The following is a 25,668-nucleotide window of genomic DNA, read 5'->3' as shown; positions in this document are numbered from 1 at the left end:
GCGCGGCGGCCGTCCTGGCTACGCGCCGCTCAGCGACAGCTTCACCGCGAAGCCCAGGAACAGCGCGCCCACCGCCGACGTCGCCGCCGCCGAGAGCCGCTTGCGGCGGCGGAAGGCGTTGGAGAGCCAGGTGCCGCCGAAGATCAGCGCCGTGAGGTAGAGCAGGCTGACCACCTGCGCTATCGCGCCGAGCACCAGGAACGACAGCGCGGGATAGGCGTAGGCCGGGTCGACGAACTGCACGAAGAAGGAGATGAAGAAGAGGATCGCCTTCGGGTTGAACAGACAGATCACGAAGGCGCGCCGGAACGGCCGCTCGTCCTCCGCCGGGCCGGCCGGGCCGGCCGGGGAAGCCTGCGCCGCCTGGGCCGCCTGGGCCGCCACCGGCTCGTCGTCCGGCACGCTCTCGTGGCGCGCGCGCCACATCGACCAGGCCGCGCGCAGCATGCCGACGGCCAGATACGTCAGATAGCCCGCGCCCGCGTACTTCACGACGGAGAAGGCCAGTTCGTTGGCCTTGAGCAGCGAGGCCACGCCCGCCGCCGAGAGCACCATCAGCACGGTGTCACCGCAGAAGACACCGGCGGCGCCCCGGTAGCCCTCGCGTACGCCCCGTCGGGCGGCCAGCGAGAGCACATAGATCGAGTTCGGCCCCGGCAACAGAATGATCATGACAACGCCGACAAGATAGGTCGGCAGCTCTATCGCACCCAGCATGCGGCGGAGTATGGCACGCGCCCCGGAGCGCCCACGAGGCGATTTCACCCCGGCGGCCGGGGAGCGGGCCGGTCCGCTCCCCGGCCGCCGGGGCACGCGTCAGAACGTGTCCGTCGGCACGTACGCGCCCCACACCTCCCGCAGCGCGTCGCACACCTCCCCCACCGTCGCCCGCGCCTTGAGCGCGCGCTTCATCGGATACAGCACGTTGTCCGTGCTCCCCCTCGCCGCGCCCCGCAGCTCCGCGAGCGCCGCGTCCACCTCGCCCTGATCGCGCTCCGCCCGCAACGCCGCCAGCCGCGCCGCCTGTTGGGCCTCGATCGCCGGGTCGACGCGCAACGGCTCGTACGGGTCCTCCTCGTCCAGCCGGAAGCGGTTGACGCCGACCACGACGCGCTCCCCGCTGTCCGTCTCGCGCGCGACGGCGTACGCGCTCCGCTCGATCTCGCCCTTCTGGAAGCCGCGTTCGATGGCCTCGACCGCGCCGCCCAGGTCCTCGACGCGGGTCATCAGCGCCAGCGCCGCGTCCTCCAGGTCGTCCGTCATCCTCTCCACCGCGTACGAACCGGCGAACGGGTCGACGGTCGCGGTGACATCGGTCTCGTACGCCAGCACCTGCTGCGTACGCAGCGCGAGGCGGGCCGACTTGTCCGTCGGGAGCGCGATCGCCTCGTCGAAGGAGTTCGTGTGCAGCGACTGCGTACCGCCGAGGACGGCGGCCAGCCCCTGCACCGCCACCCGTACGAGGTTTACCTCGGGCTGTTGTGCGGTGAGCTGCACTCCCGCGGTCTGCGTGTGGAAGCGGAGCATCAGGGACTTGGGATTTCGCGCGCCGAATTCCTCGCGCATGACCCGGGCCCAAATACGGCGCGCGGCACGGAATTTGGCCACTTCTTCGAGAAGGGTCGTGCGTGCGACGAAGAAGAAGGACAGCCTCGGTGCGAAGTCGTCCACCTCCATTCCGGCGGAGATCGCCGTACGGACGTATTCGATGCCGTCCGCCAGCGTGAACGCGATCTCCTGCGCGGGCGTCGCTCCCGCCTCGGCCATGTGATAGCCGGAGATCGAGATCGTGTTCCAGCGGGGAATCTCCGTACGGCAGTACTGGAAAATGTCCGCGATCAGCCGCAGTGACGGTTTCGGCGGGAAAATGTAAGTACCACGCGCGATGTACTCCTTGAGTACGTCGTTCTGCACCGTGCCGGTCAGCGCGGTGGCCGGCACGCCCTGCTCCTCCGCGACGAGTTGGTAGAGCAGCAGCAGAAGCGCGGCCGGTGCGTTGATCGTCATCGACGTGGAGACCTGGTCCAGCGGGATGCCGTCGAAGAGGATCCGCATGTCGTCGATGGAGTCGATCGCGACCCCGACCTTGCCGACCTCGCCGCTCGCGATCGGCGCGTCGCTGTCGTGGCCCATCTGGGTCGGCAGGTCGAACGCGACGGAGAGCCCGGTCGTGCCATGGCCGATCAGCTGCCGGTAGCGGGCGTTGGACTCGACGGCGGTGCCGAAGCCCGCGTACTGGCGCATGGTCCACGGCCGGCCGGTGTACATCGACGGGTAGACACCTCGGGTGTACGGGTACGCGCCCGGCTCGCCGAGCCGTTCCGCCGGGTCCCAGCCGGTCAGCGCGTCGGGGCCGTAGACCGGCTCGACCGGCACCCCGCTCTCCGTGCGCCGCGTCGGCCGCCGCGTGCCCTCGTCACCGGGTTGGTACGCCATTCGCTCCGCCTCTCGGCCGACAGTGGATCCGCGCGACCATCATGCGGGCGGCGCCGTCGGGGCGATATGACCCGTCGGGAGTGTCGGCGCACATGTAGCGGTGTTTCGGCTTGCGGCCGTGCTTGCTCCCGCTTGTTCGTGCTTGCTCGTACTTCCGCCGGGCTTCCGCCGGGCTTCCGCCGCGCTTCCGCCGTGCTTCCTCCGCGCTTCGCCCCGGCTTGCTCCTTCCGGCTTCGGGTTTGGCGTTTCCGGTTTTGCGTGGTTGCGCGCGGCGGTGTCCGTCAGGAAGGCTCTCCGGTCGAGACGTGCTTTCCTTATCGGCGGCCCGAGGAAGAATTCGGACGCGGCCAAGTCGTTATGCGAAGACGGCGCCGTCCGGGCAACCGGAACGGGCTCTCAGATGTCTCAGAAGATGCGCGCCGTCTCTGACGGCACATGGATGCTTTGCTCGGACACGTCGGTTACTTGATCAGTTTCGGTTGATCGCCATCGGACACTCGCCATCGGACAGCTCAGTGGCAGACAGGGGGACGAAGTTGCCCAGCACATCAACGCGGCCCGGGACCCGGACGCGGACAGGGGCGCGACGCTCGCGTACGGCCACGCTCCGCGTCGTGCTCGCCACCGGAGCCGTGCTCGCCGTCACCGTCGGCTGTTCGGCGCAGGTGGTGACCGACCCGGCCGGCGCCGCCGACGACAAGCCGGGCAGCGGCAGCGGCACCGGCGTACGGATCGAGCCGACGACCTCCTCGCCGAGCAGCCCGTCCGCCGAGCCGGCCGCCGCGTCGAAGCCGCCGGCCACACCGTCCGCGAAGCCGTCGAAGAGCGTGAGCGAGAAGCCCGCGCCGCCGAAGCCGAAGACCGTGCTGGCGAGCGGCGCCGAGGGCGACCAGGTCCGTGAACTCCAGGCCAGGCTCCGGCAGATCGCCCACTTCGACCGCGCGCCCACCGGCTACTACGGCTCCGTCACGGCCACGGCCGTCTCGTCGTTCCAGGCCAAGCGCGGACTGCCGAGCACCGGCACGACCGACACCGTCACCTGGGAGAGGCTCCTGGGCATGACGAAGAAGCCGACCGCGGCCGAACTGCGCCCGCCGGCCGCCGTCAAGCCCGCGCCGAAGCCGGATCCGCGGTGCATGACGGGCCGGGTGCTGTGCATCAGCAAGAACACCCGGTCGCTGTCCTGGATGATCGACGGCAAGGTGCTGTCGACGATGGACGTCCGCTTCGGTTCGCAGTACACGCCGACCCGCGAGGGCACGTTCAAGGTCGGGTGGAAGTCCCGGCACCATGTCTCCACGCTGTACGACACCCCGATGCCGTACGCGATGTTCTTCAGCGGCGGCCAGGCGGTGCACTACTCGGCGGACTTCGCGGCCCGGGGTTACAGCGGCGCGTCGCACGGCTGCGTCAACGTGCGGGACGAGAAGAAGATCGCGTCGCTCTTCGAGCAGGTGCGGACCGGCGACAAGGTCGTCGTCTACAAGTAGGGGCGGGGGCCGCGAGTTGAGAGGCGCGGGCGGGACCGGGGGAACGTATCCCGCCCGCGCCAATTGTGCGTCGAGCCGAAGGTACGGGGGGAACCCCGGCTCAGACGCGGCCGATGACCAGTCGGCTCACTCTCTACTGCGCCACAGCGCGAAAAAACGTCACACATGGATTCGGGACGTCGAGCGTGGCCGAAAATCGCGCCTCGGCGGCTACGACTCCGAGGGGGCGGGGCTCGTCTCGGAGTCCACCTCGGGGCCGGTCTCGGGGCTTGCCTCGGAGCCCGATTCGGGACCCGTCTCAGGGCTCGCACCGGGGCCTGTCCCGGAGCCCGGCATCGCGGGGAGCAGCGGCGGATGCTGGCCCGTGGCGTCGGACTCCGGCGGGTTCATCCCGATCGTCTCGCCGTAGTCGCCGCCCGGCCAGTCGCTCGGCGGTCCCTCGGACCCACCGCCCGAACCGCCACCGGTACCGCCACCCGAACCGCCGTCGGTGCCACCGCCACCGTCGGTGCCGCCCGAACCGCCGTCCGTACCACCGCCGGTGTCGCCGGGCGTACCGCCCTCGGCGGGACCTTCGATCGGGCCACTGCTCTGCGGGCCGTCGCCGCCACCGCCGTGGCCGTTGCCACCGTGGCCGTTGCCGCCACCACCGCCGTTGCCGCCGTGGCCGTTGCCGCCGGTTCCCTGGGCGCCGTCGTGCCGGCCGTCACCACTCAGCAGCTGGTCGCAGAGACGGGTCACCCCCTGCGGGCCCTTGGCCGCGTCCTCCAGCAGCTTCCTCTTTCCGGCGGCGATCGTGCCGTCCCGGTACTCCTGGCACGCCTGGACCAGCCGGGCGTACCACTTCTCGCCACTTCCGTGCCGCCAGCCCTCGCCCGTCGCCCGGCTGTTCCCGTCCTTGTCCGCCGAACCGCCCGGCATCGCGTCGGACGAGGCGCCGGGCGTGTCCGAGCCGGCACCGCCCGCCGGGTCGGACGAGAAGGGCGGGGGGTTGAGACTGCTGCTGGGCAGATCGGACACCAGGGGCGCCGGTGTCAGGGCGTCGGAGATGGAGTTCGACGGCTTCGGCGGGCTCTCCCCCGCCGACGGCGCGTACAGAAAACCGGCTCCGGCGGCCACACCGCTGAGGGCGCATCCGGCCATGGCGGCGGCCACGCCGAGTCGCAGGGGGCGTCCGAAGCGCGGCAGGCGTATTCCACGGCGCTCGGGCGCGAGGCGTACGGTCCCGATCCCGTCGTCGTCCCCGCTGGTAACCGAGTCCGTTCCCGCGTCCGCGCGGGCGTCCCAGCTCCGCGCCGCGGTCTGTCCCGCCGTCCCGACCGACTGCCGGAACGCGGCCAGCGCGGCGGCCTCGCCGGGCAGTTCGGCGGCGTCCGCGTACGCGACGCGCGCGGCTTCCTCAAGAGCCCTGGCGAGCCGGTCGGCCTGCGCCTGGGCGTGTTCACCGGTGGTCTCGACCGGCCTGCCGCGCAGCAGAAGCTCCGCGGCGCCGTGGTCGAGCCACGTCTCACGCTCGTGCGCCATCACATGTCCTTCTGCGTCCCCGGCGGCGAATGCGTCACACCGGCCGGCTCGGGAGCGCCCTGGTAACGGGCGCGCTGCGGCGGTACGGATCCCAGCTCCAGGCCGCTCGCCGCCCCGCCGTGCGCGGCGGGTTCGGGACGGTCGACGCCGTCCCTGCCGCCCACGCCGTCCCTGCCGCCCTCCAGGCGTTCGGGGTCCTCGGCGCCCAGCAGTTCGGCCAGCCGCTTCAGCCCGCGGTGCGCCGCCGTCCGTACGGCGCCGGGCCGTTTGCCCAGCGTCCGCGCCGCGCTCTTCGCGTCGAGCCCGACCACGACACGCAGGACGACGGCCTCGGCCTGGTCCTGCGGCAGTTGCGCGATCAACGCCATCGTCGTACCGGTGGACAGGGCCTCCATCGCCTCGTCGGCGGTGTCCGAATCGGCGGCCTTGCCCGCCAGCTCCGTCTCGTCACTGCCGGCGGCCGGGCGCCTGCCCCGCATCCGTATGTGGTCGAGGGCGCGGTTACGCGCGATCCGCGCGGTCCAGCCACGGAAGCGGTCGGCGTCGCCGCTGAAGCGTTCGAGGTCGCGGGCTATCTGGAGCCAGGCCTCAGAAGCCACGTCCTCGGCGTCAGGCTCGCCGACGAGCGTTCGTATGTACGCCAACAACCGCGGGTGCACGGCACGGTACACAGTCCGGAACGCAGTCTCGTTCCCGTCCTGTGCCGCGAGCACCGCGGCGGTGAGCTCCGCGTCGTCCCCCAGCACTCCACACAACCCGTCTTGAATCGCAGCTGGTCACTGCCGCGCGCCCCCACGCGCTCCTGCACGCTACGGCCTCTTCGCTGCCCAAGTCCATATTTCGTACAACCCGCAACAACCTGCTGACCCACCTTGGTGTGACAGAAAACGCATCCACGGCGCTGACATGAGTACGGGGCCGCAGAGCGTCCCCGCCCGAAGACGACCGGGGCCTCTCCTGTGGGGGGTGGCGGCCCCGGTCGTCCTCCTGGTTTCCGGCTCTCCGACCAGGCATGGAACGCGGTGTGAACGGGCTCCGCGAACCCACGGCGTGACCGGTGCGTCCGGAAGCCCGTCCGATCCTCCCCGGGCCGAGGCAAGCAATAGACATGTCGGCCGGGATCGCGCCGAGGGAATGGCCGAGTCGTTGCCCCTCCGTGGTCGCCGGTCGGGCGTGGTCGGTCACCGCCCGACATGTGTGCGGCCCAGGTGCGCGGGACGAGGACGAACGCGGGAATGAGCGCCGGCCATCCACACCCTCGTGACCGCGAGAGGACTTCCGGCATGCCCGGGTTTGAACCAGATGCGGCGCCCGGCCGTTGGGGAGGTGTCCGGCCTCACCGGACCGGACGGGCGGAGGGTGCGGACAGCCGGGGGCCGGTGGAGGACCGCCCGGTGACCGTTGCCGGTTCTTGGCGGCAGCCGCATCGATGACAGGAAGGTGGCACGCGTGCCAGGTGAGAATGAGGGGAATTTCGCCTCGAACAATCCTTACGGGGCCGAGTATCAGCGCCAGTGGAGTCGGGAGGCGCCGACGGGACAGCCGGCGGGACAGACCCCCGCGGGACAGACTGCGGCGATCGACCCCGCGTACGCGCAACAGCTCATGGCCGCGGAGGCCAGACGGTACTGGGCGCGGACGGGACAGCCGCCGATGGATTCGGAGGAGCCGGGCCCGGCACAGCAGGAGTCGACACTGCCTGCCTACCGCACGCAGGCCAGTACCTGGGAGCAGCCCTCGCAGACCTGGGAGAACGCGGCCGACGAGGACGGCAGGAACCAGTTGAGGGAGTGGAACCGGCAACAAGGCCTGGGGACGCCCACCGAGGAGAACCTCAACCAGTGGGACTACGAAACGATGACTCCGGAGCAGGCAGCGGCTGCGGCTGCCGCGGCGGAGACGTGGCGACATCAGACGGCCCCGGTCCAGCCTCCGGCGTACCCGCAGAGCTACCAGGACGATCAGTCCCAGGGGTATACGGCGGGCATGACACTCAGCCCGGAACAGGCCGCGTATGGCAGTCGGCGGATGGCCGGGACGGCGGAACAGCGGGCCTACGAGCAGTCCCAGGCATTGTCGGCGGTCCAGTTCCCGGGAGGCAGTTTTCAGGAAAGTGACTTCCAGGGACGGTTCCGGACCCAACACCCGCCCAACGACGCCGAGACCTACACCGGGACTCCGCCCCGGAATTCGGTGGCCGGTCCCGCCAACGCCAGCTTGGCCGCCCTCGATTCGAATGCCGCCAGGGCCCAGCGCCGGGGGAACGACGACGCGCCGCGGCAGCTGGGTCGGAGCGGTGCGGTGAGGCACTCCACCAGGAGGCAGGGACCACGCGGAGGACCGGCAAGAGGGGGCGGCGGCTGACGCGCGGGCAGGTGTCAGCTCCCCGCCCTCGCCCGGCGTGAGACGACCGCTCGCAGTACCCGTTGGCCCTCGGTGGAGAGGTCGAGCGCCTGGCGCAGGCCCGCCGTGCCGGCCGTTTCGGACAGGATCTCCAGGATCTGGATCTGCCGGCGCAGTTCGCCCGCGACCATCGGGCCCGCCGTGAACGGTCCGATGCCGGGCTTTCCGTCGGGGCCCTCGGCCACTCCCGTACGGCAGCGCATCACCCAGTCGCTGTACGCGCCGCTCGCGACGGTGCCGGGTGCCCCGACGATCCGGTCGCCGACCACGTCGAACTGCTGGTGGATCTCCAGCGCCACGACCGAGCAGCTGTCGGACCAGGCGCGCAGCGGTTCCGCCGCCCACTCCGAGGGTGCGGCGGCGAGCATCTTCCGTACGAGGACGGCCGTTTCGTCGTTGCTGACGGCCGTTTCCATGGCTTCCCTGGCCACCGCCAGACGCGGGGCCCAGGTCGTCTCGCCGTCGGCGATGCCCGACCAGAGCGGGCGCAGCACCTCGCCCTCGTCGGCGAGCAGGGGCAGGCAGCGGTCGAGGCAGGCGACCCCGCTCGCGGCGAGGCCCCGCTCATCCGCCTGAACAATCAGTTCCATCAGGCTCATTCACGTCTCCCGTCGCGGGCAGGGTGCTGCTCATTAAAGCGCCCAGCGGCTGAAAAACATCACCTGTGGCTCAGATGTGGCCCAGAATGCGGGTTCGGTACGCGAGAAAGACCCGTCGGCGACCGTAATGTCCCGGATCGCCGACGGGCTCAACTCAGGCCACCTTGTTGGCGAGTGCCTTGAACTGCACCCAACTGAGGTTCGGTTTCACGGGGTTCCACACCTTCTGCGACAGCGCGGCCAGCGGCAGCCGGATCCCGGCGGCCACCTGGTCCTGTGTCTGCGCGTTCGCGATGTCGCCCCACACCGCGAACCGGGCGCCGAGGATCTGCTTCGAGTACTTCTCCGGCACGGGCTTCGTGCCGCGCAGCACGAACGGCGTCCACTGCTCGTAGATCCGCTGCCCGGTCGGGTAGACGAAGTCGTTCGGCTGGCCGAGCACGTAGTAGAGGAACTCGTCGTTGAGGTTGATCACCGACCGGCCCTCGCGCAGATAGTCCAGCGGGGGCCGTGCGCCGATCTCCTTGCCGGTCCAGTAGTCGACCTGGAGATTCCGGTCGGCCTTGACGACGCCGCCGGGGAAGAAGCCGTCGTTCCACGCCGAGACGTCCTTCTTCTTCGCCCGGACCACGGCCGCGCGGTCGTTCATCCAACCGGTCGTGAGGTCCTGGACCTTGGCGTCGGGGCCGTACTTCTTCCGTGCGGCGGCGGCCAGTTGCGGGAACGACGCCTCGGGGTCGCGGACCACGAGCGCCTGGTACTCGTCGGCGCCGATGTGCCAGTACGGCCCGGGGAACAACGTGTCGTACTCCCGCAGGAGTTCGTCCACGATCTTCGCGGCGGCGGGCTGCGAGATGTCGATGGCGCCGCGGGTGGGCTTCCCGTTCACGTCCCGGAGCTGGAGTTCGGGGTGGGGGGCCATGACGGCGCCCAGATGTCCCGGTGAGTCGATCTCGGGAACGATCTGGATGTGCAACTGCCCGGCGAGGGCGATGATCTGCCGAACCTGGGCCTTGGTGAGGTGCTGCTGGGAGACGATCTCGGGGTGCGTGTCCGACTCGATGCGGAAGCCCTGGTCGTCGGAGAAGTGCAGGCCCAGCTGGTTGAGTTTGAGGTCGGCCATCTCGCGCAGCCGGTCCTCGATCCAGCCGGGGGTGTAGTACTTGCGCGCGATGTCGAGGTTGAGTCCGCGCTGCGGACGGTCGGGCTGGTCGCGTACGACGCCCTCGGGTATCGCGCCGTCCGCGCGCACCGACTGCTTGAGGGTGCGGGTGCCGTAGAAGACCCCCGCCTCGTCGGGTCCGGCGATCCTGACGCGGCCGTCGCGGGCGGTGAGCGTGTACGACTCGGGACCCGCCTGCTTGCCCGACTCCAGGGCCAGCTCGACATCACCGGCCTTGGCCGCGACGGCGCCCCGGTAGTCGATCTTCAGCTCCTTGGCGATGAGCTTGCCCTCGTCGGCCAGTTTCCCGCTGTTCTTCGCGATGACGACGCCGCTGGAGCCGCCGGGGCGCCAGCCGGAGCCGCGGGCGGCCTCGAACTTCCGTACGGAGGGCACGGTGCGCGGCGCCGTGGACAGCGCGTCGCCGCTGGAGGGCGTGGGGGCGGCCGGGCGGGTGTCGGAGCGTGCCGCCGACGCCTCGGTGGTGGCGGCCGGCGGTGTGCCGGTCGTGCCCGCCGGTGCGCTGTGGTCGGGCGGGGTGGCGTCGGGCCAGGCCACCGCCGTGAGGGTGACGGCAGCCGCCACGACAGCGGCGCCGCCCACCAGAGTCCCCGGGGAGTTCCACCTCATCCGCGATCATCCCCTTGCATGCCGTCGGCTGGAGAAAAGAAGGAAGGAAGTAGGGCGAACGTCCCATGTCCCCGCCGATCGCGCGAGCCGGGGCTGTCCCATCCGGGTGAAATTCGCGCATCAGTCGGGCGATGGTCACCGGCCCTCGATAGCCTTGCGAAACATCTGTCCCGCCCTTATCTGCCTTCACTTCTGCCAGCCGTGACACCGCGGAGCTGCCAGCCGTGACGCCGCATCCGAGGAGCCCACGCTGTCCAGCGATCGCCACGCCGGTCTGACGCGGTTCAACAACGCCCCGGCGGACACCGTCGAGCACGCGTTGCTGGCCTGCTGCGCGAACCGCCGCTGGGCCCGCCGGCTCGCCGACCACCGCCCGTATCCGACGGTCGACGCGCTTCTCGCCGCCGCCGACGAGGCGAGTTACGACCTGTCCCTGGCCGACCTCGCCGGAGCGCTCGCCGACGAGACGTCCGCCGACCCGCAGCACGGGGCGCCGCCCGCCGCCCGGACCGCGCTGCGGGCGGCACACGCCGCGTACGAGAGCAGCTTCGGCCACGCGTTCGTCATCAGCCTCGACCGCTACCGTCCCGAGGAGCGGCTGAACCAGGTGCTGGCCGGTATCCGTGAGCGGCTGGCGCACGACCCCGACGAGGAGCGCGCCGTCGCCGCCGACGAGCTGCGCCGGCTCGCGCGCTCCCGGGTCTCGCGCCTGGTGGCCGACGGCCCCTCGGCGGAACACCGTCCGGAGCACCGTCCGGACCGCCCCCCGCGGCGCCGTCCGGAACCGCCCGCTCCCCGTGTTTCGCAGGAATCGAACGACTACGGCCGTCCGGATAGCCCGTCCGTGGCTGTTTGACTGCCTGTTTGATCACACCGAAGGGCCCCCGCGCAATCGAACCGACAAAGCGTCGCTACGATGGCCAGGGCCGGTGGACCGTACCCGGCCGGGCGCGACCGACACCACTGTGCTTCATCGAGTAGAAGATGGCGGCCGGCCCCGATCCCCGCTCCCGGAGGGCTTTTCCGTGCCGGCAGGAACGCTGTACCGCGGCCGGGAAGGAATGTGGTCATGGGTGGCTCATCGAGTCACCGGCGTCACCATCTTCTTCTTCCTGTTCGTCCATGTGCTGGACACCGCACTTGTCCGCGTCTCCCCCGAGGCCTACGACGACGTCGTGGCCACCTACAAGACGCCCCTCGTCGGAGTAATGGAGTACGGCCTCGTGGCCGCAGTCCTCTTCCACGCGCTCAACGGCCTGCGTGTCATCGCGGTGGACTTCTGGTCCAAGGGCCCGCGCTACCAGAAGCAGATGCTCTGGAGCGTCGTGGGTGTCTGGCTCGTTCTGATGCTGGGCGCCATCTACCCCGTGCTCGGCCACGCCGCACGCGAGATCTGGGGGAGCTGACCGATGTCCGCAGACACCACCGCGACCGGTTCCACCGCCGCGATCAGTCCCGTCGAGGGTGCGAGCGTCTTCGACGTCGACCACCCGGCGCCGTTCATCGAGCCGCCGCGCAAGCGCACCGCGAAGACCCCCAAGTCCACGCGCGGCAACTTCGAGATGGCCGCCTGGCTGTTCATGCGCCTGTCCGGCGTCGTCCTCGTCGTCCTGGTCATCGGCCATCTGCTGATCCAGCTGGTCCTCGACGGCGGCGTCAGCAAGATCGGCTTCGCCTTCGTGGCCGGCCGCTGGGCGTCCCCGTTCTGGCAGGCGTGGGATCTGCTGATGCTGTGGCTGGCGATGCTGCACGGCGCCAACGGCATGCGCACGATCATCAACGACTACGCGGAGCGTGCCAACACGCGCCTGTGGCTCAAGGGCCTGCTGTACACCGCGACGGTGTTCACCATCCTTCTGGGCACGCTGGTGATCTTCACCTTCGACCCGAACATCCGCTAAAGCCGGGGCTGACGAGAGCAATGAAGATCCATAAGTACGACACCGTCATCGTCGGCGCCGGTGGCGCCGGTATGCGCGCGGCCATCGAGTCGACCAAGCGCAGCCGTACCGCCGTGCTGACGAAGCTGTATCCCACCAGGTCCCACACGGGCGCCGCGCAGGGCGGCATGGCCGCCGCGCTCGCCAACGTGGAGGAGGACAACTGGGAGTGGCACACCTTCGACACGATCAAGGGCGGCGACTACCTGGTCGACCAGGACGCCGCCGAGATCCTGGCGAAGGAGGCCATCGACGCGGTCCTGGACCTGGAGAAGATGGGTCTGCCGTTCAACAGGACGCCGGACGGCACCATCGACCAGCGCCGGTTCGGCGGCCACTCCCGTAACCACGGCGAGGCGCCGGTCCGCCGGTCCTGCTACGCGGCGGACCGCACCGGCCACATGATCCTCCAGACGCTTTACCAGAACTGTGTCAAGGAGGGCGTGGAGTTCTTCAACGAGTTCTACGTCCTGGACCAGTTGATCGTGGAGATCGACGGCGTCAAGACGTCGGCGGGCGTGGTCGCGTACGAGCTGGCGACCGGCGAGATCCATGTCTTCCAGGCCAAGTCGGTCATCTACGCGTCCGGCGGCACCGGCAAGTTCTTCAAGGTGACGTCCAACGCGCACACCCTGACCGGTGACGGCCAGGCGGCGTGCTACCGGCGCGGACTGCCCCTGGAGGACATGGAGTTCTTCCAGTTCCACCCCACGGGCATCTGGCGCATGGGCATCCTCCTTACCGAGGGCGCCCGCGGTGAGGGCGGCATCCTCCGTAACAAGGACGGTGAGCGCTTCATGGAGAAGTACGCGCCCGTCATGAAGGACCTCGCCTCGCGCGACGTCGTCTCGCGGTCCATCTACACCGAGATCCGCGAGGGCCGCGGCTGCGGCCCCGAGGGCGACCACGTCTATCTCGACCTGACGCACCTGCCGCCGGAGCAACTGGACGCCAAGCTCCCGGACATCACCGAGTTCGCCCGTACGTACCTGGGCATCGAGCCGTACACGGACCCGATCCCGATCCAGCCCACCGCGCACTACGCGATGGGCGGCATCCCGACCAACGTCGAGGGTGAGGTCCTGCGCGACAACACCACGGTCGTGCCGGGTCTTTACGCGGCCGGCGAGGTCGCCTGCGTGTCGGTGCACGGCGCCAACCGGCTGGGCACCAACTCGCTGCTAGACATCAACGTCTTCGGCAAGCGCTCCGGCATCGCCGCCGCCGAGTACGCGGCCAAGCACGACCACGTCGAACTCCCGGAGAACCCGGCCGCGCTGGTCGAGGCACAGGTCGAGCGGCTGCGTGCGTCGACGGGCCACGAGCGGGTGGCGGACATCCGCCGCGAGCTTCAGGAGACCATGGACGCGAACGTCATGGTCTTCCGTACGGAGCAGACGATCAAGACGGCCGTCGAGAAGATCGGCGAGCTGCGCGACCGCTATCTGCGTGTGTCCATCCAGGACAAGGGCCGGCGCTTCAACACGGATCTGCTGGAGGCCGTCGAGCTGGGCAACCTGCTCGACCTGGCCGAGGTGATGGCCGTGTCGGCGCTCGCCCGCAAGGAGTCGCGCGGCGGTCACTACCGCGAGGACTTCCCCAACCGGGACGACGTGAACTTCATGCGCCACACCATGGCGTACCGCGAGGTCGGCGACGACGGCACGGAGTCCATCCGTCTCGACTACAAGCCGGTCGTCCAGACCCGCTACCAGCCGATGGAGCGTAAGTACTGATGGCAACTCCCCTACTGGACAAGGTCGAGGCCGAGTCCGCGGCATCGCCGTACATCACGGTCACGCTGCGGATCCGCCGCTTCAACCCGGAGATCTCCGACGAGTCCCGCTGGGAGGACTTCTCGATCGAGATCGACCCCAAGGAGCGCGTGCTCGACGCCCTCCACAAGATCAAGTGGGACGTCGACGGCTCGCTGACCTTCCGGCGTTCCTGCGCGCACGGGATCTGCGGCTCGGACGCGATGCGGATCAACGGCAAGAACCGTCTCGCGTGCAAGACGCTGATCAAGGACATCACGTCGTTCGACAGGAAGACGGGCGCCGCGAAGCCGATCACGGTCGAGGCCATCAAGGGGCTTACGGTCCTCAAGGACCTGGTCGTGGACATGGACCCGTTCTTCCAGGCGTACCGCGACGTGATGCCGTTCCTGGTGACCACCGGGAACGAGCCGACGCGTGAGCGTCTTCAGTCCGCCGAGGACCGCGAGCGGTTCGACGACACCACCAAGTGCATCCTGTGCGCGGCGTGCACGTCGTCGTGCCCGGTGTTCTGGAACGACGGGCAGTACTTCGGCCCGGCGGCGATCGTCAACGCGCACCGGTTCATCTTCGACTCGCGTGACGAGGCGGGCGAGCAGCGGCTGGAGATCCTCAACGACAAGGACGGGGTGTGGCGTTGCCGCACGACGTTCAACTGCACGGACGCCTGCCCGCGCGGTATCGAGGTCACCAAGGCGATCCAGGAAGTGAAGCGCGCGCTGATCACGCGGCGTTTCTGAGCGCGGGAAACCCGCCACGTACGCGGTGAGGGCCCGTTTCCGTACAAAGCCGTAACGGCCCGTACGGGGCGGGCCCTTTCTGTGCCAGGATTCAGTCAGACCAAGCAGCGGCAGGGGAAGCGGGGAGACATGAGCCAGGCGAATCCGAACCCGAATCCGGACGGTGGCGACGGGGCGTACGGATGGGGCCCCACGCAGCCGGGTTACGGCTATCCGAACCCGGCTCCGGGTTACGGCTATCCCGGTCAGGGCAGCTACGACCCGACGATGGCCGCCGGTATGCCCGTTCCCGCGGTCTCGGGCGGCGGCACGCCGCTGGTGTCGATCGGCGACATCACCGTCATGAACCACGGGATCGTGACACCGTCCGGCACGCTGCCGCTCCAGGGCGCGGTGTGGAACGCGACGGACATGTCGCGTACGGAGGAGAAGATCCCGGCGCACGCCATCGTCCTGGCGGTCGTCTTCTTCATCTTCTGTCTGCTCGGTCTGCTCTTCCTCCTGATGAAGGAGAGGAAGACCACCGGCTTCATCCAGGTGATGGTGACCAGTGGTGGCAAGCACCACTCGACCATGATTCCCGCGACCGGCCCGGAGAGCTTCCAGGTGGTCATGGGGCAGGTCGCCTACGCCCGTTCGCTCAGCTCCATGTGACGGTGGGGGCGGTGGGCAAGGCGGGGACGGCCGGGACAGCGGGGACGGCGGGGGTCGTGGCGCCTTCGGGCCAGACGGTCGCCGCGCGCCGGCGGTAACCGGCCTGTCGCGTCTGCCGCGCCTCCCGCGCCCCCTCCTCGCCGGCCTCTTCCTCCTCTTCCTCCTCGTCCTCCACGGAGAACGTGACGGCCTGGCCCGCCACCGGTTCGACGTAGTCGTCACCGGCGACGGCCGAGAAGTGCGCCCACACGTCCTCCCGGAGGTTGGCGGCGTCCAGCACGCCCCAGCCGTCCTCCTCGTGCCACGCGCGCACCCGTCCGGCGAGCGGTACGCCGAAGCGGTGGTGCAGGGCCAGGACATCGCGTTCGTCGTCCTCGTCGAGCGCGTAACCGGTGTGCGAGGCGATCTGGAAGGCGGCCGTGCCGCAGCCGACCAGCCGGCCCCGGACCCGCCCGCTGCCGCTCAGCGAGCCCACCGGGTACGGCAGTCCGCCGGGGCCGTACACCTCGACGCCCTGTTCATTCGTACGGGTGACGCCGAGATCCACCGCGTGGACGTCGACCAGCCGGCCCGCGCCGTCCGTCAGCACATGGTTGTACGGTCCGTCGTCCCGCCACAGCCGGAAGCCGTGGTCGCGCATCGTCCGCCCGAGGTCGGCCAGGCTCTCGGCCCGTACGACGATGTCCAGGTCCTCGTGGGGGCGGGTCTGCTCGCACAGCAGGGCGTCGACACCCCAGCCGCCGTCCAGCCGGACCTCGACACCGGCCCGGTCGAGCAGATCCAGGACGGCCAGCACATCCTCCGCACGCATCATGGCCCGACTCTTCCCGATCGGACGGCGGACGGCATCATGTCGCATGGGTGGTGCGGCCCCCGGCCGTCCCCCGTCCAGGCCCGGCCGGCATGAGGGAAGCGACGGGCCCCGAAGGGCGAGAGCCGAAGGACAGGAACGACATCAAGGCCTCCCGGAGCGAGCAGACCCGCACACTGATCCTCGAAACCGCGCTGCGCCTCTTCGAGGAGAACGGCTACGACCGGACGACCATGCGGGCCATCGCGAAGGAGGCCGGCGTCTCCGTCGGGAACGCGTACTACTACTTCTCCTCCAAGGAACATCTCGTCCAGGGCTTCTACGACCGGATCGCCGCCGAGCACGAGAGCGCCGTCAGGAGCGTGCTGGCGCGGGAGCCGGATCTGACGGTCCGGCTCCGGGGCGTCCTGCTGGCGTGGCTGGACACGGCGGAGCCGTACCACCGTTTCGCCGCGCAGTTCTTCAAGAACGCCGCCGACCCGGAGAGCCCGCTCAGTCCCTTCTCGGCGGAGTCCGCCCCGGCGCGCGAGGCGGCCGTCGCCATCCATGAGCGGGTACTCGCCGGCTCGTCGGCCCGGCCGGACCCCGAACTGGCCGAACAGCTGCCGCACTTGCTGTGGCTGATGCAGATGGGCCTCGTCCTGTACTGGGTGTACGACCGGACTCCGGGCACCGAGCGCAGCCGCCGGCTCGTCGTGCGGGCCACCCCGGTCGTCGCCCGGGTGATCGCGCTGTCGCGCTACCGGCTGCTGCGTCCGGTCGTACGTCAACTCCACGAACTGCTGGTGGAGTTCATGCCGGGTGCGATGGTGAGGCGGACTCCCACGGGTTGAGCGTCAGATCGTGGACGAGCGGCTCGCGGCCGATCGTGACGCGCCGGGTCCATGGCTCGTACGCGCGGCAGGTCGCGGCCAGCAGATAGGAGCCGCCGATCGGGGCGCTGAGGATGTACGAGCCGTCGGCGAGCGTCGCCACCCGGTCGAGCCGGGTGCCCGAGGGCGCGGCCAGGGTCAGTACGGCGCCGGCGACGGGCACGCCCTCCTCCGTACGGACGAAGCCGTGGACGACGGTGGTGCCGGTCGTGTCGGTCGTGTCGGTAAGGCTGGTGGGGGCGTCCTCGGTGGCGCGGCCGTCGGGGGCAGGCCTGTTGGTGCCGGGCGTCGCCACCGCCTGCTGCGGGAGCCGCCTGTCCAGCCACCCCGGCAGCCACCGTCCCCATGCCTCCACGATCAGTTCCTCCCGCTCCTGTCCGGCCGCATCGGCCGCATCGTCCGCATCGGACAGACCCAGAATCGGCCGACGGCACCGGCGCGTGCGGGGTCGTCGGCAGGACTCTCAAGGAACTCCAAGGCAGCGCCCGCCGGCCGGGGCGGAACGCGGATACTGGAGCCATGAGCATGACGGATGCGGCGGCGACGGTACTGCTGGTCGAGGACGAACCGAGCATCGCCGACGTCCTGACCATCGCCCTGCGCTACCACCGGTTCGAGGTGGTGGCGGCGGGCTCGGTACGGGAGGCGGCCGAGGCGGTACGGCGTACCCGGCCCGACGTGGCGCTGCTCGACGTGATGCTCCCGGACGGCGACGGCCGCGACATCGCGCGCCAACTCAGGCTGTCGCACCCGCGGATGGCGGTGGTGTTCCTCACCGCGCGGGACGCGCCCGCCGAGATCGTCGGCGGGCTCTCGCTCGGCGACGACTACATCACCAAGCCGTTCAACGTGGACGAGGTGGTCGCCCGGGTCCGGGCGGTGCTGCGCAGGACCCTGCCGGAGGACCGGATCCCGGTACGGCCACCGCTGCGGTACGGCGATCTGGAGCTGGACGAGGCGACGTACACGGTGCGCAGGGCGGGGCGCACGGTGGAGCTGACGCCGACCGAGTACGCGCTGCTGCGGTTCCTGGTGCGCAACGCCGGCGCGGTGGTGACGAAGGAGCAGCTGCTGCGGCATGTCTGGCGGTACGAGCACGCGCCCGAGTCCACGGTGGTGGAGACCTACATCAGCTATCTGCGGCGCAAACTCGACGTGTACGGGCCGCCGTTGATCATGACGAGACGCGGGGTGGGCTACGGTCTCGCGAGTCCGGGCTCCTCCTCGTGATGCCGCGGGTCGGTTTCCTCCTTCGGCCCCTCGGGCCTCTCGGGGCCCTGCGGCGGCCCAAGCCCCGTACCCACTCGCTGCGTTCGAAGCTGACGCTGATCAACGTGGTGCTGCTGGCGCTGGGCATCACCATCGCGACCGCCGTCAGCCTCTTCGGACTGCGGCACTATCTGCTGGGCGCGATCGACAACGAACTGACCATGTCGCGCGACGGGTTGCAGCGCACCGAACTCACGATCAACCAGATCGAGTCGCTCAGCTCGCTCGCCTCGATCGTGGAGAAGATCTCACCCCGGCAGCCGGGCGCGGGGGCGCTGCCCGCCCCCGAGTCGGTCTTCGTCGCCGTCGACCCGCAGGGCAGGGCACTGAGCTTCGCCGGGGTCGTACCGTCCGAGCGGCAGCGCGACCTCGCGCAGGCCGTCACCGACCCGACGGCGCTGAGCGAGGAGACGGGCGTCCGCGAGGTGATGGTGAACGGCACCCCCTACCGGCTGGTCGGAGCCCGACTCAGCGACGGGTCCGTCGTGCTGATCTCCACGTCCACCAAGGCGGTGCAGGAGAGCCTGCTGCGCGCGCTGAAGTTCGACGCCGCGTTCGGCGGGCTGCTGATCGTCCTGCTGGCGCTGATCACCCTGATGAGCGCGAACCGTACGCTGCGACCGCTCCGCGACATGGTCGAGACGGCGACGGCCATCGCCGAGGGCGATCTGACCCGCCGGGTGCCCGGCCGCCACGATCCGGTCACGGAGATCGAGCAGTTGCGGCTCGCCCTCAACGCGATGCTCCAACAGGTCGAGTCGGCGTACGTGACGCGCGAGCGCAGCACGGCGCAACTGCGGCGCTTCGTCGCCGACGCGTCGCACGAGCTGCGTACGCCGCTGTCCGCGATCCGCGGCTATCTCCAGCTGTACGAGAAGGGGATGCTGGGCGAACCGGCCGAACGCAGCCGCGCGCTGTCCCGGATGAGCTGCGAGGCGGACCGGATGGCGCGGCTCGTCGAGGAGTTGCTCACCCTGGCCAGGCTGGACCAGCGGCCGGTGCTGCGCCTGCGCCCGGTCGACCTGAGCCGGCTGGTCCGCGACGCGGCCGACGACCTGCGGGCCCAGCAGCCGGACCGGCCGCTCGACGTGTCGGCGGCCGGCGCGATGCTCGTCCAGGCCGACGAGTCCGGGCTGCGGCAGGTCATCGGCAATCTGCTGACGAACATCCGCTCCCACACACCCGCCGACGCGCCCGTCCGGGTGGAGCTGAGCCGCTCGCCCGAGGGCGAGGTGCGGCTGCGCGTCCGCGACGAGGGGCCGGGGATGAGCGACGAGGACGCGGCCCGGATATTCGACCGTTTCTTCCGGGCCGGGGGCGGGGCCGCCGGCAGCGGCCTCGGAATGTCGATCGTGCAGGCGGTGGTGCGCTCGCACGGCGGCGACGTAACGGTCCGCACAACCCCGGGCACGGGCCTGACGGTGACGGTGACACTCCCGAGCTGAGCCCGGGGGCCGGGGGCTGCCGGGGCCCGGGCCCCCGATCCCCTCAGGGGTACGGGGTCGCCCGGCCCCTCGGGGAGTACGGGACTCGGACCGCCCGGCCCTCGGGGGCACGGGGCCGGGCCTCCCGGCCTTCGGGCGTACCGGACCCGGGACGCCCAGCTCCTCAAGGGCCTTGACGATCGCGCCGGGCCACGTGCCCCGGCAGGCGCGCCGCGTCGGGGCCGGCGAAGGGAGGCGCGGCTCTCGCCGTGTCTCCGTTCGCCGCCTCGCACCGCGCGACCGGCGAGACATCAGCCGCTGCGCGGGGCGCGCCTAGCCCCGCGCGCGGGCCCAGCCCTGCGGGCGGGTCGCGCTCCGCGGGCGGGCGCGGCCCGGACTACGCCTGGCGGGACGCCAGTTGGACCACCGTGATGTCCGACGGTGCGCCGACCCGTACCGGTGGACCCCACGCCCCGGCCCCGCGCGTCACGTAGAGCGCGGTGTCGCCGTACTGCTCAAGACCCGCGAGGGTCGGGTTGGACGCCTGCGCGATGTAGTTCACCGGCCACATCTGGCCGCCGTGCGTGTGGCCCGACAGCTGGAGGTCGATGCCGTGCTTGACCGCGTCGTGGATCACGACCGGCTGGTGCGCCATGAGGACGGACGCCCGCGCCGTGTCGCGCCCGCCGAGCGCCTTGGCGAAGTCGGGGCCCTCGCCCTCCTCCTCGCCCGCGATGTCGTTGACGCCCACCAGATCGAACCCGTCGATCTCGACGCGCGCGTTCTCCAGCGGGTGCAGGCCCAACTCCCGTACGTGGTCGACCCATTCGCCCGCGTCGCCGAAGTACTCGTGGTTGCCGGTGACGAAGTACGAGCCGTGCCGTGCCTTCAGTCCGGCCAGCGGCTCGGCCGCCGGGCCCAGATCGGCGACGGTCCCGTCGACCAGGTCGCCGACCACGGCGATGAGGTCGGGGTTGGTGGAGTTGATGGCGTCCACGACGCGCTGCGCGTGCGCCTTGCCCAGCAGCGGGCCGAGGTGGATGTCGCTGACGACGGCGATCCGGTAGCCGTGCGCGGCGCGCGGCAGCTTCGCGAGGGGCACCGTGACACGTTTGACGCCGGGACCGCTCAGCACGTTCGCCGTGCCGTACCCGACGGTGGCGAGCGCGGCGGCGGCAGCGGCGCCACCGACGACGCGGGAGACGAAGATCCGCCGGGAGGGGTCGGCGGGCGCCGGAGCGGCCTGGACGTCCGCGGGCGCGTCCGCCGGGGCGGCGGGGGCCGGCGGTGCACCGACGGTCGCGGGCTCCTCGACGGGGGCCGGCTCCGTCGCCGTACCGCCCGCCGTCGCCGCACGCCGTTCGAGCACCCGGCGCAGCAGCGGCCGTACGGCTTCGCCCACCAGCAGCGCCAGCAGCAGATACAGCAGCGTCGCGAGCCACATGTACGCGGGCCAGCCGAGGATCTGCTTCAGCGCGAACGGCGTGTCCGCGCGGCCCACGGCCACGCCCGCGAAGGTCAGGACCGGCAGCAGGACGAGCACGGCGGTGCCCGCCTTGCGGGCCGTACTCCCCTGCGTGGTCGTGTCGCGGACGAGCCGCCGCCATATGTAGTAATGCGCGCCCGCCACCAGCGCGATGGCGGCGAGCGCCATCAGAACAAACACGACGATCACGAGCCGATCCCCTTTATCCCTGTCGCTGTCTCTGTACTACGTGCTCGTCACCGGGTTCGTTCCGCAAGGCGCGAACTCCACGGAACCCCACCGCCCCGACGCCCGTCCCCAGAAGAAAGGACGTGATGGCGAGCAGCAGATGGACCCAGAAGTAGCCCGTGGGGTCACCGGCGTCGTCGAAGGCGAGCCCGCTGCCGTCCTGCCATAGATTTTTTACGAAAGTGATCCAGATGAACCAGCTCCACACCCCGAAGGCAAGCAGGAACCAGGACACGGGGCGGCTGAGCTTCATGGATCCAGTATCGCCGGAGGGCTCGCCGCCACTTCGCCGGGGGCGGCGGTGGCCGGAAAGTGGTCTGACCCAGCGGTGGCGGCGGCGGGTCCACCCGGCGGTGTTCGGATCCCCCGTCAGGCCATGTACGTTTTCGACCGTGTCCGCATTGAAAAAGACCGCGCTGACGGTCCTCACCGCCGCCTTGCTGCCCGTTCTGACCGCCGCGCCCGTCCTGGCCGACGACGCGACCGCGGACAGGTCCGAGGACAAGCAGCCGAAGCCGCCGGCGGCGATGTCGACGGTCGGTGGCACCCTGCTCGGCAAACCCGGTACCCAGGTGAATCTCGCCGCTGGTGTGCCGGTGCTGCCGAAGAAGGTGACCGGCAAGTCGTGGATCGTCGCGGACGCCGAGAGCGGCGAGGTCCTGGCCTCGCACAACGCCCACTGGCAGCTGCCGCCCGCGTCGACGCTGAAGATGCTCTTCGCCGACACGGTCCTGCCCGTGCTGCCGAAGACCGAGTCCCACAAGGTGACGAGCGCCGATCTGGCGGGCGTGGGCGAGGGCAGCAGCCTGGTGGGGGTGAAGGAGGAGAGCACGTACACGGTCCACGACCTGTGGATGGGCGTCTTCCTGCGCTCGGGCAACGACGCCGTGCATGTGCTGTCCGAGATGAACGGCGGCGTCGCGAAGACCGTCGCCGACATGAACAAGCACGCGGCCGAGCTGAAGGCGCTCGACACGCATGTGGTCTCGCCGGACGGTTACGACGAGAAGGGCCAGGTCTCCAGTGCGTACGACCTCACTCTGATCGCCCGCTCCGGACTCCAGAAGAAGGACTTCCGGGAGTACTCGTCGACCGTGCGGGTGCAGTTCCCCGGCGAGGAGAAGAAGGCGAAGAAGGGCAAGAAGGCCCCGAAGCGGGAGACCTTCGAGATCCAGAACACCAACCGGCTGCTGACCGGGGACGCCGGTCTGGAGCCGTACGAGGGCATCGCCGGCGTCAAGAACGGCAACACCACCAACGCGGGCTCGACCTTCACGGGTGTCGCCGAACGCGACGGCAGGGTTCTGCTGGTGACGGTCATGAGCCCGTCCCAGGAGGAGAGCCTGGCGGTCTATCAGGAGACGGGCCGGCTGCTGGACTGGGGCTTCGCCGCCGCCGGAAAGGTCAAGCCGGTCGGCGAGCTGGTGAAGCCCGGCTCCACCGGCGGTGACTCCGACAAGGAGGCCGTGGGGCAGAAGGAGTCGGGCGGCGGCGACGGCGAGGCCGGTGGCGACGGCGGGACGGACCAGGCCGCGCTGGGCGACAAGGCCGCCGGGTCGAGCGGCAGGGGGATCGCGGTGGCCATCACGGGTGGTGCGCTGCTGCTGCTGGCGGCGGCCGTGTTCCTGGTGAACCGCCGGTGGCCGCTGCCGGATCTGGTCAAGCGCCTGCCGGGCCGTTAGAGCGCGGAGGCAGCGCCCGGTCCGCACGGGTCGCGCCGGGCGTCCTCGCGCCGGCGTCCTCGCCCGGCGCGGCAGCGTCCTCGTCGGGCCGGTCGTCCTCGTCCGGCTGGTCGTGCTTGCTCGGCGTCGCCGTCCAGGCGGCGCAGAACAGCAGCAGCTTCGCCGTGAAGTTGATCCACAGCAGCAGCGCGACGGGCACTCCGAACGCGCCGTAGATGTTCTTGCCGGCGACGTCCCGCACATACCCGCCGAGCAGCAGCTTGAGCACTTCGAAGCCGACCGCGCCGATGACGGCGGCGACGATCAGCCGGCGCCGTGGCGGCCGTACGTGGGGCAGCAGCGTCAGCACGTACAGCAGGATCAGGAACGCCGCGACGGCCGCCACCGCGACGGCCGCGATCTGGAGCAGCACCCCGCCCGCGCCGCCCTCCGGGATGCCGATCCGGCGCGCCGTCCAGCTGACGGCGGTGGAGCCGAGGGCCGACGCGCCGATCGAGGCGAGACCGGTGACGCCGAGGCCGACGAGGATGATCGCGTCTCTGCCCTTCAGTACGAAGGGGTTGCCCTCGTCCACGTCGTCCAGCCCCCAGACGGCCCGCAGGCACTCCCGCATCGAGCCGACCCAGCCGATGCCGGTGAACAGCAGCAGCGCGCCCGCCACCAGCCCCACGGTGCCCGCGTTGGCGACCAGGGCGTGCAGGTCGAGCTGGTCGGAGATGCCGGGGACCTGGTCGGTGAGCTTGCGCTGGAGGCTGTCGAGCTGGTCCTTGCTGAGCAGCCCGGCCCCGATCGCCGCGCTCACGGTGATCAGCGGGAAGAGCGCGAGGAAGCTGATGAAGGTGATCGCCGCCGCCAGCCGCGTCCAGTGGGCCCGGTCGAGGGTTTCGTACGAACGCCAGGTGTGCGTCAACATCAGCCGCGCCACGAGCGGGCCGACGACGGGGAGTTTTTTCAGCCAGTCCATGACGGAGACCTGCCCTCGGATCGGAGAACCAACGGTCGGGTACCCCGGAAGCCGATTCTCACGTCATCATCCACCGACACCCACCGAACCACCCATTCATACGAGTACGCCATCAAATACGGCTTACAACGCAAAGAATGATGTTTAGGGCGATACCGTCTCGACCATGTCTGCCGAGATCGCCGACCCTGTCACCGGCTGGGGCCGCACCGCCCCCACGGCCGCCGCCCGTCTCGTCCGGCCGCGTTCTTATGAGGAGACGGTCCGCGCCGTACGCGACTGCGGTACGCGCGGAGGCATCCCGCGCGGTCTCGGCCGCGCGTACGGGGACGCGGCGCAGAACGCGGGCGGCTCCTTGATCGACATGACGGCCCTGGACCGCGTCGTGCGCGTCGACGCCGAGGCCGGGACCGTGGAGTGCGAGGCCGGGATCAGCCTGCACCGGCTGATGGAGGTGCTGCTGCCGCTCGGCTGGTTCCTGCCGGTGACGCCGGGGACCCGCCAGATCACGGTGGGCGGGGCGATCGGCTCCGACATCCACGGCGGGAACCACCCGGGGGCGGGCTCGTTCTCCCGCCATGTGCTCTCCCTGGACCTGCTGACCGCCGACGGCGCCATCCGTACCGTCGTGCCGGGCACGCCGCTGTTCGAGGCGACAGCGGGCGGTATGGGGCTGACGGGGGTGATCCTCGCGGCCACCTTCCGGCTGCACCGCGTCGAGACGTCCCTGATGTCCGTCGACACCGAACGCGCCACGGACCTCGACGATCTGATGGCCCGTCTCACCGCGTCCGAGTGCCGCCACCGGCACCGCTACGCGGTCGGGTGGGTCGATCTGCTCGCGAGTGGCTCCTCCTTGGGACGCGCGGTCCTCACCCGTGGCGAACACGCGCCGCTCGCCGCGCTGTCGGCGCGCTCCCCCGCCCGCCGACAGCCGCTCGCCTTCCGGCCGGGACTGCTGCCCGGCGCGCCCTCCTACGTACCCGAAGGGCTGCTGGGGCGGACCACGGTGGGGCTCCTCAACGAACTCTGGTACCGCCGGGCGCCCCGCAGGCGGACCGGTGAACTCCGGCCCATCTCGGCCTTCTTCCACCCGCTGGACGGCGTACCGCACTGGAACCGCCTGTACGGGCGCGGCGGCTTCGTCCGCTACCAGTTCGTCGTCGGGGACGGCCAGGAGGACGCGCTGATCAGGATCGTGCGGCGCATCGTCCGGCGCGGCTGCCCCTCCCTCCTCGCCCTGCTCAAACGCTTCGGCGTGGGCGATCCCGGCTGGCTGTCCTTCCCGATGGCCGGCTGGACGCTCTCGCTGGACATCCCCGCCGGGCGCACCGGCCTCGGCCCCTTCCTCGACGAGCTGGACGAGGACGTCGCCGCCGCCGGAGGCCGGGTCTGTCTGGCGAAGGACTCACGGCTGCGGCCCGAGCTGCTGGCCGTGATGTATCCGCGGCTGGACGAGTTCAGGGCGCTGCGGGCCGAACTCGACCCGCGCGGAATCTTCGTCTCCGATCTCTCCCGCCGACTCTCGATCTGAGCCCCCGGCTCTCCCCCGCCGGCTCTCCCCCGCCGGCTCTCCCCC

Annotated in this window: 24 protein-coding genes; 13 read left to right on the top strand and 11 right to left on the bottom strand. The window is 70.6% G+C overall.

From position 1 onward, the window contains the following. Positions 1-18: 18 nt before the first annotated feature. Together leuE and ACFYNU_RS29410 are read right to left on the bottom strand one after the other, a co-directional pair. The gene (gene leuE / locus ACFYNU_RS29415; protein WP_356591646.1) at positions 19-717 is read right to left on the bottom strand and encodes a leucine efflux protein LeuE; all 699 of its coding nucleotides are present in this window, start codon (positions 715-717) and stop codon (positions 19-21) included. A 99-nt stretch (positions 718-816) separates the two neighbouring features. Further along, positions 817-2,436 (bottom strand): methylmalonyl-CoA mutase family protein, encoded by a 1,620-nt coding sequence (locus tag ACFYNU_RS29410; RefSeq protein ID WP_356591644.1) that lies wholly within the window; start codon positions 2,434-2,436, stop codon positions 817-819. A gap of 614 nt (positions 2,437-3,050) precedes the next feature. On the opposite strand from ACFYNU_RS29410, the gene ACFYNU_RS29405 reads away from it, so the two are divergent. Next, positions 3,051-3,926, top strand: coding sequence for a L,D-transpeptidase family protein (locus ACFYNU_RS29405; protein ID WP_356591642.1), 876 nt, complete (start codon positions 3,051-3,053; stop codon positions 3,924-3,926). 210 nt (positions 3,927-4,136) lie between these two features. Here ACFYNU_RS29405 and ACFYNU_RS29400 read toward each other — a convergent pair whose 3' ends face one another. Further along, positions 4,137-5,450 (bottom strand): hypothetical protein, encoded by a 1,314-nt coding sequence (locus tag ACFYNU_RS29400; RefSeq protein WP_356591640.1) that lies wholly within the window; start codon positions 5,448-5,450, stop codon positions 4,137-4,139. Next, positions 5,450-6,196 carry an RNA polymerase sigma factor gene (locus ACFYNU_RS29395; RefSeq protein WP_356591638.1) on the bottom strand — a complete coding sequence of 249 codons (747 nt, stop codon included), beginning with the start codon at positions 6,194-6,196 and terminating at the stop codon, positions 5,450-5,452. Before ACFYNU_RS29395 ends, ACFYNU_RS29400 begins: the two co-directional genes overlap by 1 nt. Positions 6,197-6,899: 703 nt before the next feature. Between ACFYNU_RS29395 and ACFYNU_RS29390 the strand changes: the two genes are divergently transcribed. After that, the gene (locus ACFYNU_RS29390; protein WP_356591636.1) at positions 6,900-7,814 is read left to right on the top strand and encodes a hypothetical protein; all 915 of its coding nucleotides are present in this window, start codon (positions 6,900-6,902) and stop codon (positions 7,812-7,814) included. 14 nt (positions 7,815-7,828) lie between these two features. On the opposite strand, the gene ACFYNU_RS29385 is transcribed toward ACFYNU_RS29390, so the two are convergent. Further along, positions 7,829-8,452, bottom strand: a complete 624-nt coding sequence (locus ACFYNU_RS29385) for a hypothetical protein (protein WP_356591634.1) — start codon at positions 8,450-8,452, stop codon at positions 7,829-7,831. Positions 8,453-8,606: 154 nt separating this feature from the next. Continuing rightward, positions 8,607-10,244, bottom strand: coding sequence for a family 20 glycosylhydrolase (locus tag ACFYNU_RS29380; RefSeq protein WP_356591632.1), 1,638 nt, complete (start codon positions 10,242-10,244; stop codon positions 8,607-8,609). Positions 10,245-10,494: 250 nt separating this feature from the next. Here ACFYNU_RS29380 and ACFYNU_RS29375 point away from each other — a divergent pair, with 250 nt between their 5' ends. The 6 genes from ACFYNU_RS29375 to ACFYNU_RS29350 all read left to right on the top strand — a co-directional run bounded on the left by ACFYNU_RS29375 (position 10,495) and on the right by ACFYNU_RS29350 (position 15,353). Continuing rightward, complete coding sequence (locus ACFYNU_RS29375; protein WP_388767680.1) at positions 10,495-11,100, top strand: 2-oxo-4-hydroxy-4-carboxy-5-ureidoimidazoline decarboxylase; 606 nt, start codon at positions 10,495-10,497, stop codon at positions 11,098-11,100. A gap of 169 nt (positions 11,101-11,269) precedes the next feature. Beyond that, entirely contained in the window at positions 11,270-11,650 is a 381-nt protein-coding gene (gene sdhC, locus ACFYNU_RS29370; RefSeq protein WP_078494216.1) for a succinate dehydrogenase, cytochrome b556 subunit, read from the top strand. 3 nt (positions 11,651-11,653) lie between these two features. After that, on the top strand, positions 11,654-12,145 hold the full coding sequence (locus tag ACFYNU_RS29365; protein WP_356591630.1) for a succinate dehydrogenase hydrophobic membrane anchor subunit: 492 nt from the start codon (positions 11,654-11,656) through the stop codon (positions 12,143-12,145). A gap of 20 nt (positions 12,146-12,165) precedes the next feature. Then, the gene (gene sdhA, locus ACFYNU_RS29360; protein ID WP_356591628.1) at positions 12,166-13,920 is read left to right on the top strand and encodes a succinate dehydrogenase flavoprotein subunit; all 1,755 of its coding nucleotides are present in this window, start codon (positions 12,166-12,168) and stop codon (positions 13,918-13,920) included. After that, the gene (locus tag ACFYNU_RS29355; RefSeq protein ID WP_356591626.1) at positions 13,920-14,699 is read left to right on the top strand and encodes a succinate dehydrogenase iron-sulfur subunit; all 780 of its coding nucleotides are present in this window, start codon (positions 13,920-13,922) and stop codon (positions 14,697-14,699) included. Before sdhA ends, ACFYNU_RS29355 begins: the two co-directional genes overlap by 1 nt. Before the next feature lie 129 nt (positions 14,700-14,828). Beyond that, the gene (locus tag ACFYNU_RS29350; RefSeq protein ID WP_356591624.1) at positions 14,829-15,353 is read left to right on the top strand and encodes a hypothetical protein; all 525 of its coding nucleotides are present in this window, start codon (positions 14,829-14,831) and stop codon (positions 15,351-15,353) included. On the opposite strand, the gene ACFYNU_RS29345 is transcribed toward ACFYNU_RS29350, so the two are convergent. Beyond that, complete coding sequence (locus ACFYNU_RS29345; RefSeq protein ID WP_356591622.1) at positions 15,340-16,167, bottom strand: nucleotidyltransferase domain-containing protein; 828 nt, start codon at positions 16,165-16,167, stop codon at positions 15,340-15,342. The two genes, ACFYNU_RS29350 and ACFYNU_RS29345, sit on opposite strands and share 14 nt — an antisense overlap. A gap of 89 nt (positions 16,168-16,256) precedes the next feature. Here ACFYNU_RS29345 and ACFYNU_RS29340 point away from each other — a divergent pair, with 89 nt between their 5' ends. Continuing rightward, positions 16,257-16,997, top strand: coding sequence for a TetR family transcriptional regulator (locus ACFYNU_RS29340; RefSeq protein WP_356591620.1), 741 nt, complete (start codon positions 16,257-16,259; stop codon positions 16,995-16,997). On the opposite strand, the gene ACFYNU_RS29335 is transcribed toward ACFYNU_RS29340, so the two are convergent. Further along, a complete protein-coding gene (locus ACFYNU_RS29335; RefSeq protein WP_356591618.1) occupies positions 16,957-17,391 on the bottom strand; it encodes a carboxypeptidase-like regulatory domain-containing protein in 435 nt (144 codons plus the stop codon). The two genes, ACFYNU_RS29340 and ACFYNU_RS29335, sit on opposite strands and share 41 nt — an antisense overlap. A gap of 170 nt (positions 17,392-17,561) precedes the next feature. Here ACFYNU_RS29335 and ACFYNU_RS29330 point away from each other — a divergent pair, with 170 nt between their 5' ends. Both ACFYNU_RS29330 and ACFYNU_RS29325 read left to right on the top strand, forming a co-directional pair. Continuing rightward, positions 17,562-18,266: a response regulator transcription factor gene (locus ACFYNU_RS29330; protein WP_356591783.1), complete on the top strand. Its 705-nt coding sequence runs from the start codon at positions 17,562-17,564 to the stop codon at positions 18,264-18,266. After that, positions 18,266-19,750 (top strand): HAMP domain-containing sensor histidine kinase, encoded by a 1,485-nt coding sequence (locus ACFYNU_RS29325; protein ID WP_356591616.1) that lies wholly within the window; start codon positions 18,266-18,268, stop codon positions 19,748-19,750. Before ACFYNU_RS29330 ends, ACFYNU_RS29325 begins: the two co-directional genes overlap by 1 nt. 376 nt (positions 19,751-20,126) lie before the next feature. On the opposite strand, the gene ACFYNU_RS29320 is transcribed toward ACFYNU_RS29325, so the two are convergent. Next, the gene (locus tag ACFYNU_RS29320; protein ID WP_356591614.1) at positions 20,127-21,404 is read right to left on the bottom strand and encodes a metallophosphoesterase; all 1,278 of its coding nucleotides are present in this window, start codon (positions 21,402-21,404) and stop codon (positions 20,127-20,129) included. 13 nt (positions 21,405-21,417) lie between these two features. Beyond that, positions 21,418-21,696 (bottom strand): SCO4848 family membrane protein, encoded by a 279-nt coding sequence (locus tag ACFYNU_RS29315; protein ID WP_356591612.1) that lies wholly within the window; start codon positions 21,694-21,696, stop codon positions 21,418-21,420. 139 nt (positions 21,697-21,835) lie between these two features. Here ACFYNU_RS29315 and ACFYNU_RS29310 point away from each other — a divergent pair, with 139 nt between their 5' ends. Continuing rightward, on the top strand, positions 21,836-23,125 hold the full coding sequence (locus ACFYNU_RS29310; protein ID WP_356591610.1) for a D-alanyl-D-alanine carboxypeptidase: 1,290 nt from the start codon (positions 21,836-21,838) through the stop codon (positions 23,123-23,125). Here ACFYNU_RS29310 and ACFYNU_RS29305 read toward each other — a convergent pair. Further along, the gene (locus ACFYNU_RS29305; RefSeq protein WP_356591608.1) at positions 23,103-24,089 is read right to left on the bottom strand and encodes a YihY/virulence factor BrkB family protein; all 987 of its coding nucleotides are present in this window, start codon (positions 24,087-24,089) and stop codon (positions 23,103-23,105) included. The genes ACFYNU_RS29310 and ACFYNU_RS29305 overlap by 23 nt on opposite strands. 166 nt (positions 24,090-24,255) lie before the next feature. Here ACFYNU_RS29305 and ACFYNU_RS29300 point away from each other — a divergent pair, with 166 nt between their 5' ends. Then, positions 24,256-25,623 carry an FAD-binding oxidoreductase gene (locus tag ACFYNU_RS29300; protein ID WP_356591606.1) on the top strand — a complete coding sequence of 456 codons (1,368 nt, stop codon included), beginning with the start codon at positions 24,256-24,258 and terminating at the stop codon, positions 25,621-25,623. Positions 25,624-25,668 lie beyond the last annotated feature (45 nt).

Source organism: Streptomyces sp. NPDC006643, from assembly GCF_042870175.1.
Taxonomy (GTDB): Bacteria; Actinomycetota; Actinomycetes; order Streptomycetales; family Streptomycetaceae; genus Streptomyces.
Note: the sequence above shows the minus strand (reverse complement) of the source record. Positions and strands in the feature narration are given on the sequence as shown.

Coding starts and splice junctions, on each gene's coding strand:
- leuE (WP_356591646.1), bottom strand. CDS start 717: ATGCTGGGTGCGATAGAGCTGCCGACCTATCTTGTCGGCGTTGTCATG.
- ACFYNU_RS29410 (WP_356591644.1), bottom strand. CDS start 2,436: ATGGCGTACCAACCCGGTGACGAGGGCACGCGGCGGCCGACGCGGCGC.
- ACFYNU_RS29400 (WP_356591640.1), bottom strand. CDS start 5,450: ATGGCGCACGAGCGTGAGACGTGGCTCGACCACGGCGCCGCGGAGCTT.
- ACFYNU_RS29385 (WP_356591634.1), bottom strand. CDS start 8,452: ATGAGCCTGATGGAACTGATTGTTCAGGCGGATGAGCGGGGCCTCGCC.
- ACFYNU_RS29380 (WP_356591632.1), bottom strand. CDS start 10,244: ATGAGGTGGAACTCCCCGGGGACTCTGGTGGGCGGCGCCGCTGTCGTG.
- ACFYNU_RS29365 (WP_356591630.1), top strand. CDS start 11,654: ATGTCCGCAGACACCACCGCGACCGGTTCCACCGCCGCGATCAGTCCC.
- sdhA (WP_356591628.1), top strand. CDS start 12,166: ATGAAGATCCATAAGTACGACACCGTCATCGTCGGCGCCGGTGGCGCC.
- ACFYNU_RS29355 (WP_356591626.1), top strand. CDS start 13,920: ATGGCAACTCCCCTACTGGACAAGGTCGAGGCCGAGTCCGCGGCATCG.
- ACFYNU_RS29350 (WP_356591624.1), top strand. CDS start 14,829: ATGAGCCAGGCGAATCCGAACCCGAATCCGGACGGTGGCGACGGGGCG.
- ACFYNU_RS29345 (WP_356591622.1), bottom strand. CDS start 16,167: ATGATGCGTGCGGAGGATGTGCTGGCCGTCCTGGATCTGCTCGACCGG.
- ACFYNU_RS29340 (WP_356591620.1), top strand. CDS start 16,257: ATGAGGGAAGCGACGGGCCCCGAAGGGCGAGAGCCGAAGGACAGGAAC.
- ACFYNU_RS29330 (WP_356591783.1), top strand. CDS start 17,562: ATGACGGATGCGGCGGCGACGGTACTGCTGGTCGAGGACGAACCGAGC.
- ACFYNU_RS29325 (WP_356591616.1), top strand. CDS start 18,266: ATGCCGCGGGTCGGTTTCCTCCTTCGGCCCCTCGGGCCTCTCGGGGCC.
- ACFYNU_RS29315 (WP_356591612.1), bottom strand. CDS start 21,696: ATGAAGCTCAGCCGCCCCGTGTCCTGGTTCCTGCTTGCCTTCGGGGTG.
- ACFYNU_RS29305 (WP_356591608.1), bottom strand. CDS start 24,089: ATGGACTGGCTGAAAAAACTCCCCGTCGTCGGCCCGCTCGTGGCGCGG.
- ACFYNU_RS29300 (WP_356591606.1), top strand. CDS start 24,256: ATGTCTGCCGAGATCGCCGACCCTGTCACCGGCTGGGGCCGCACCGCC.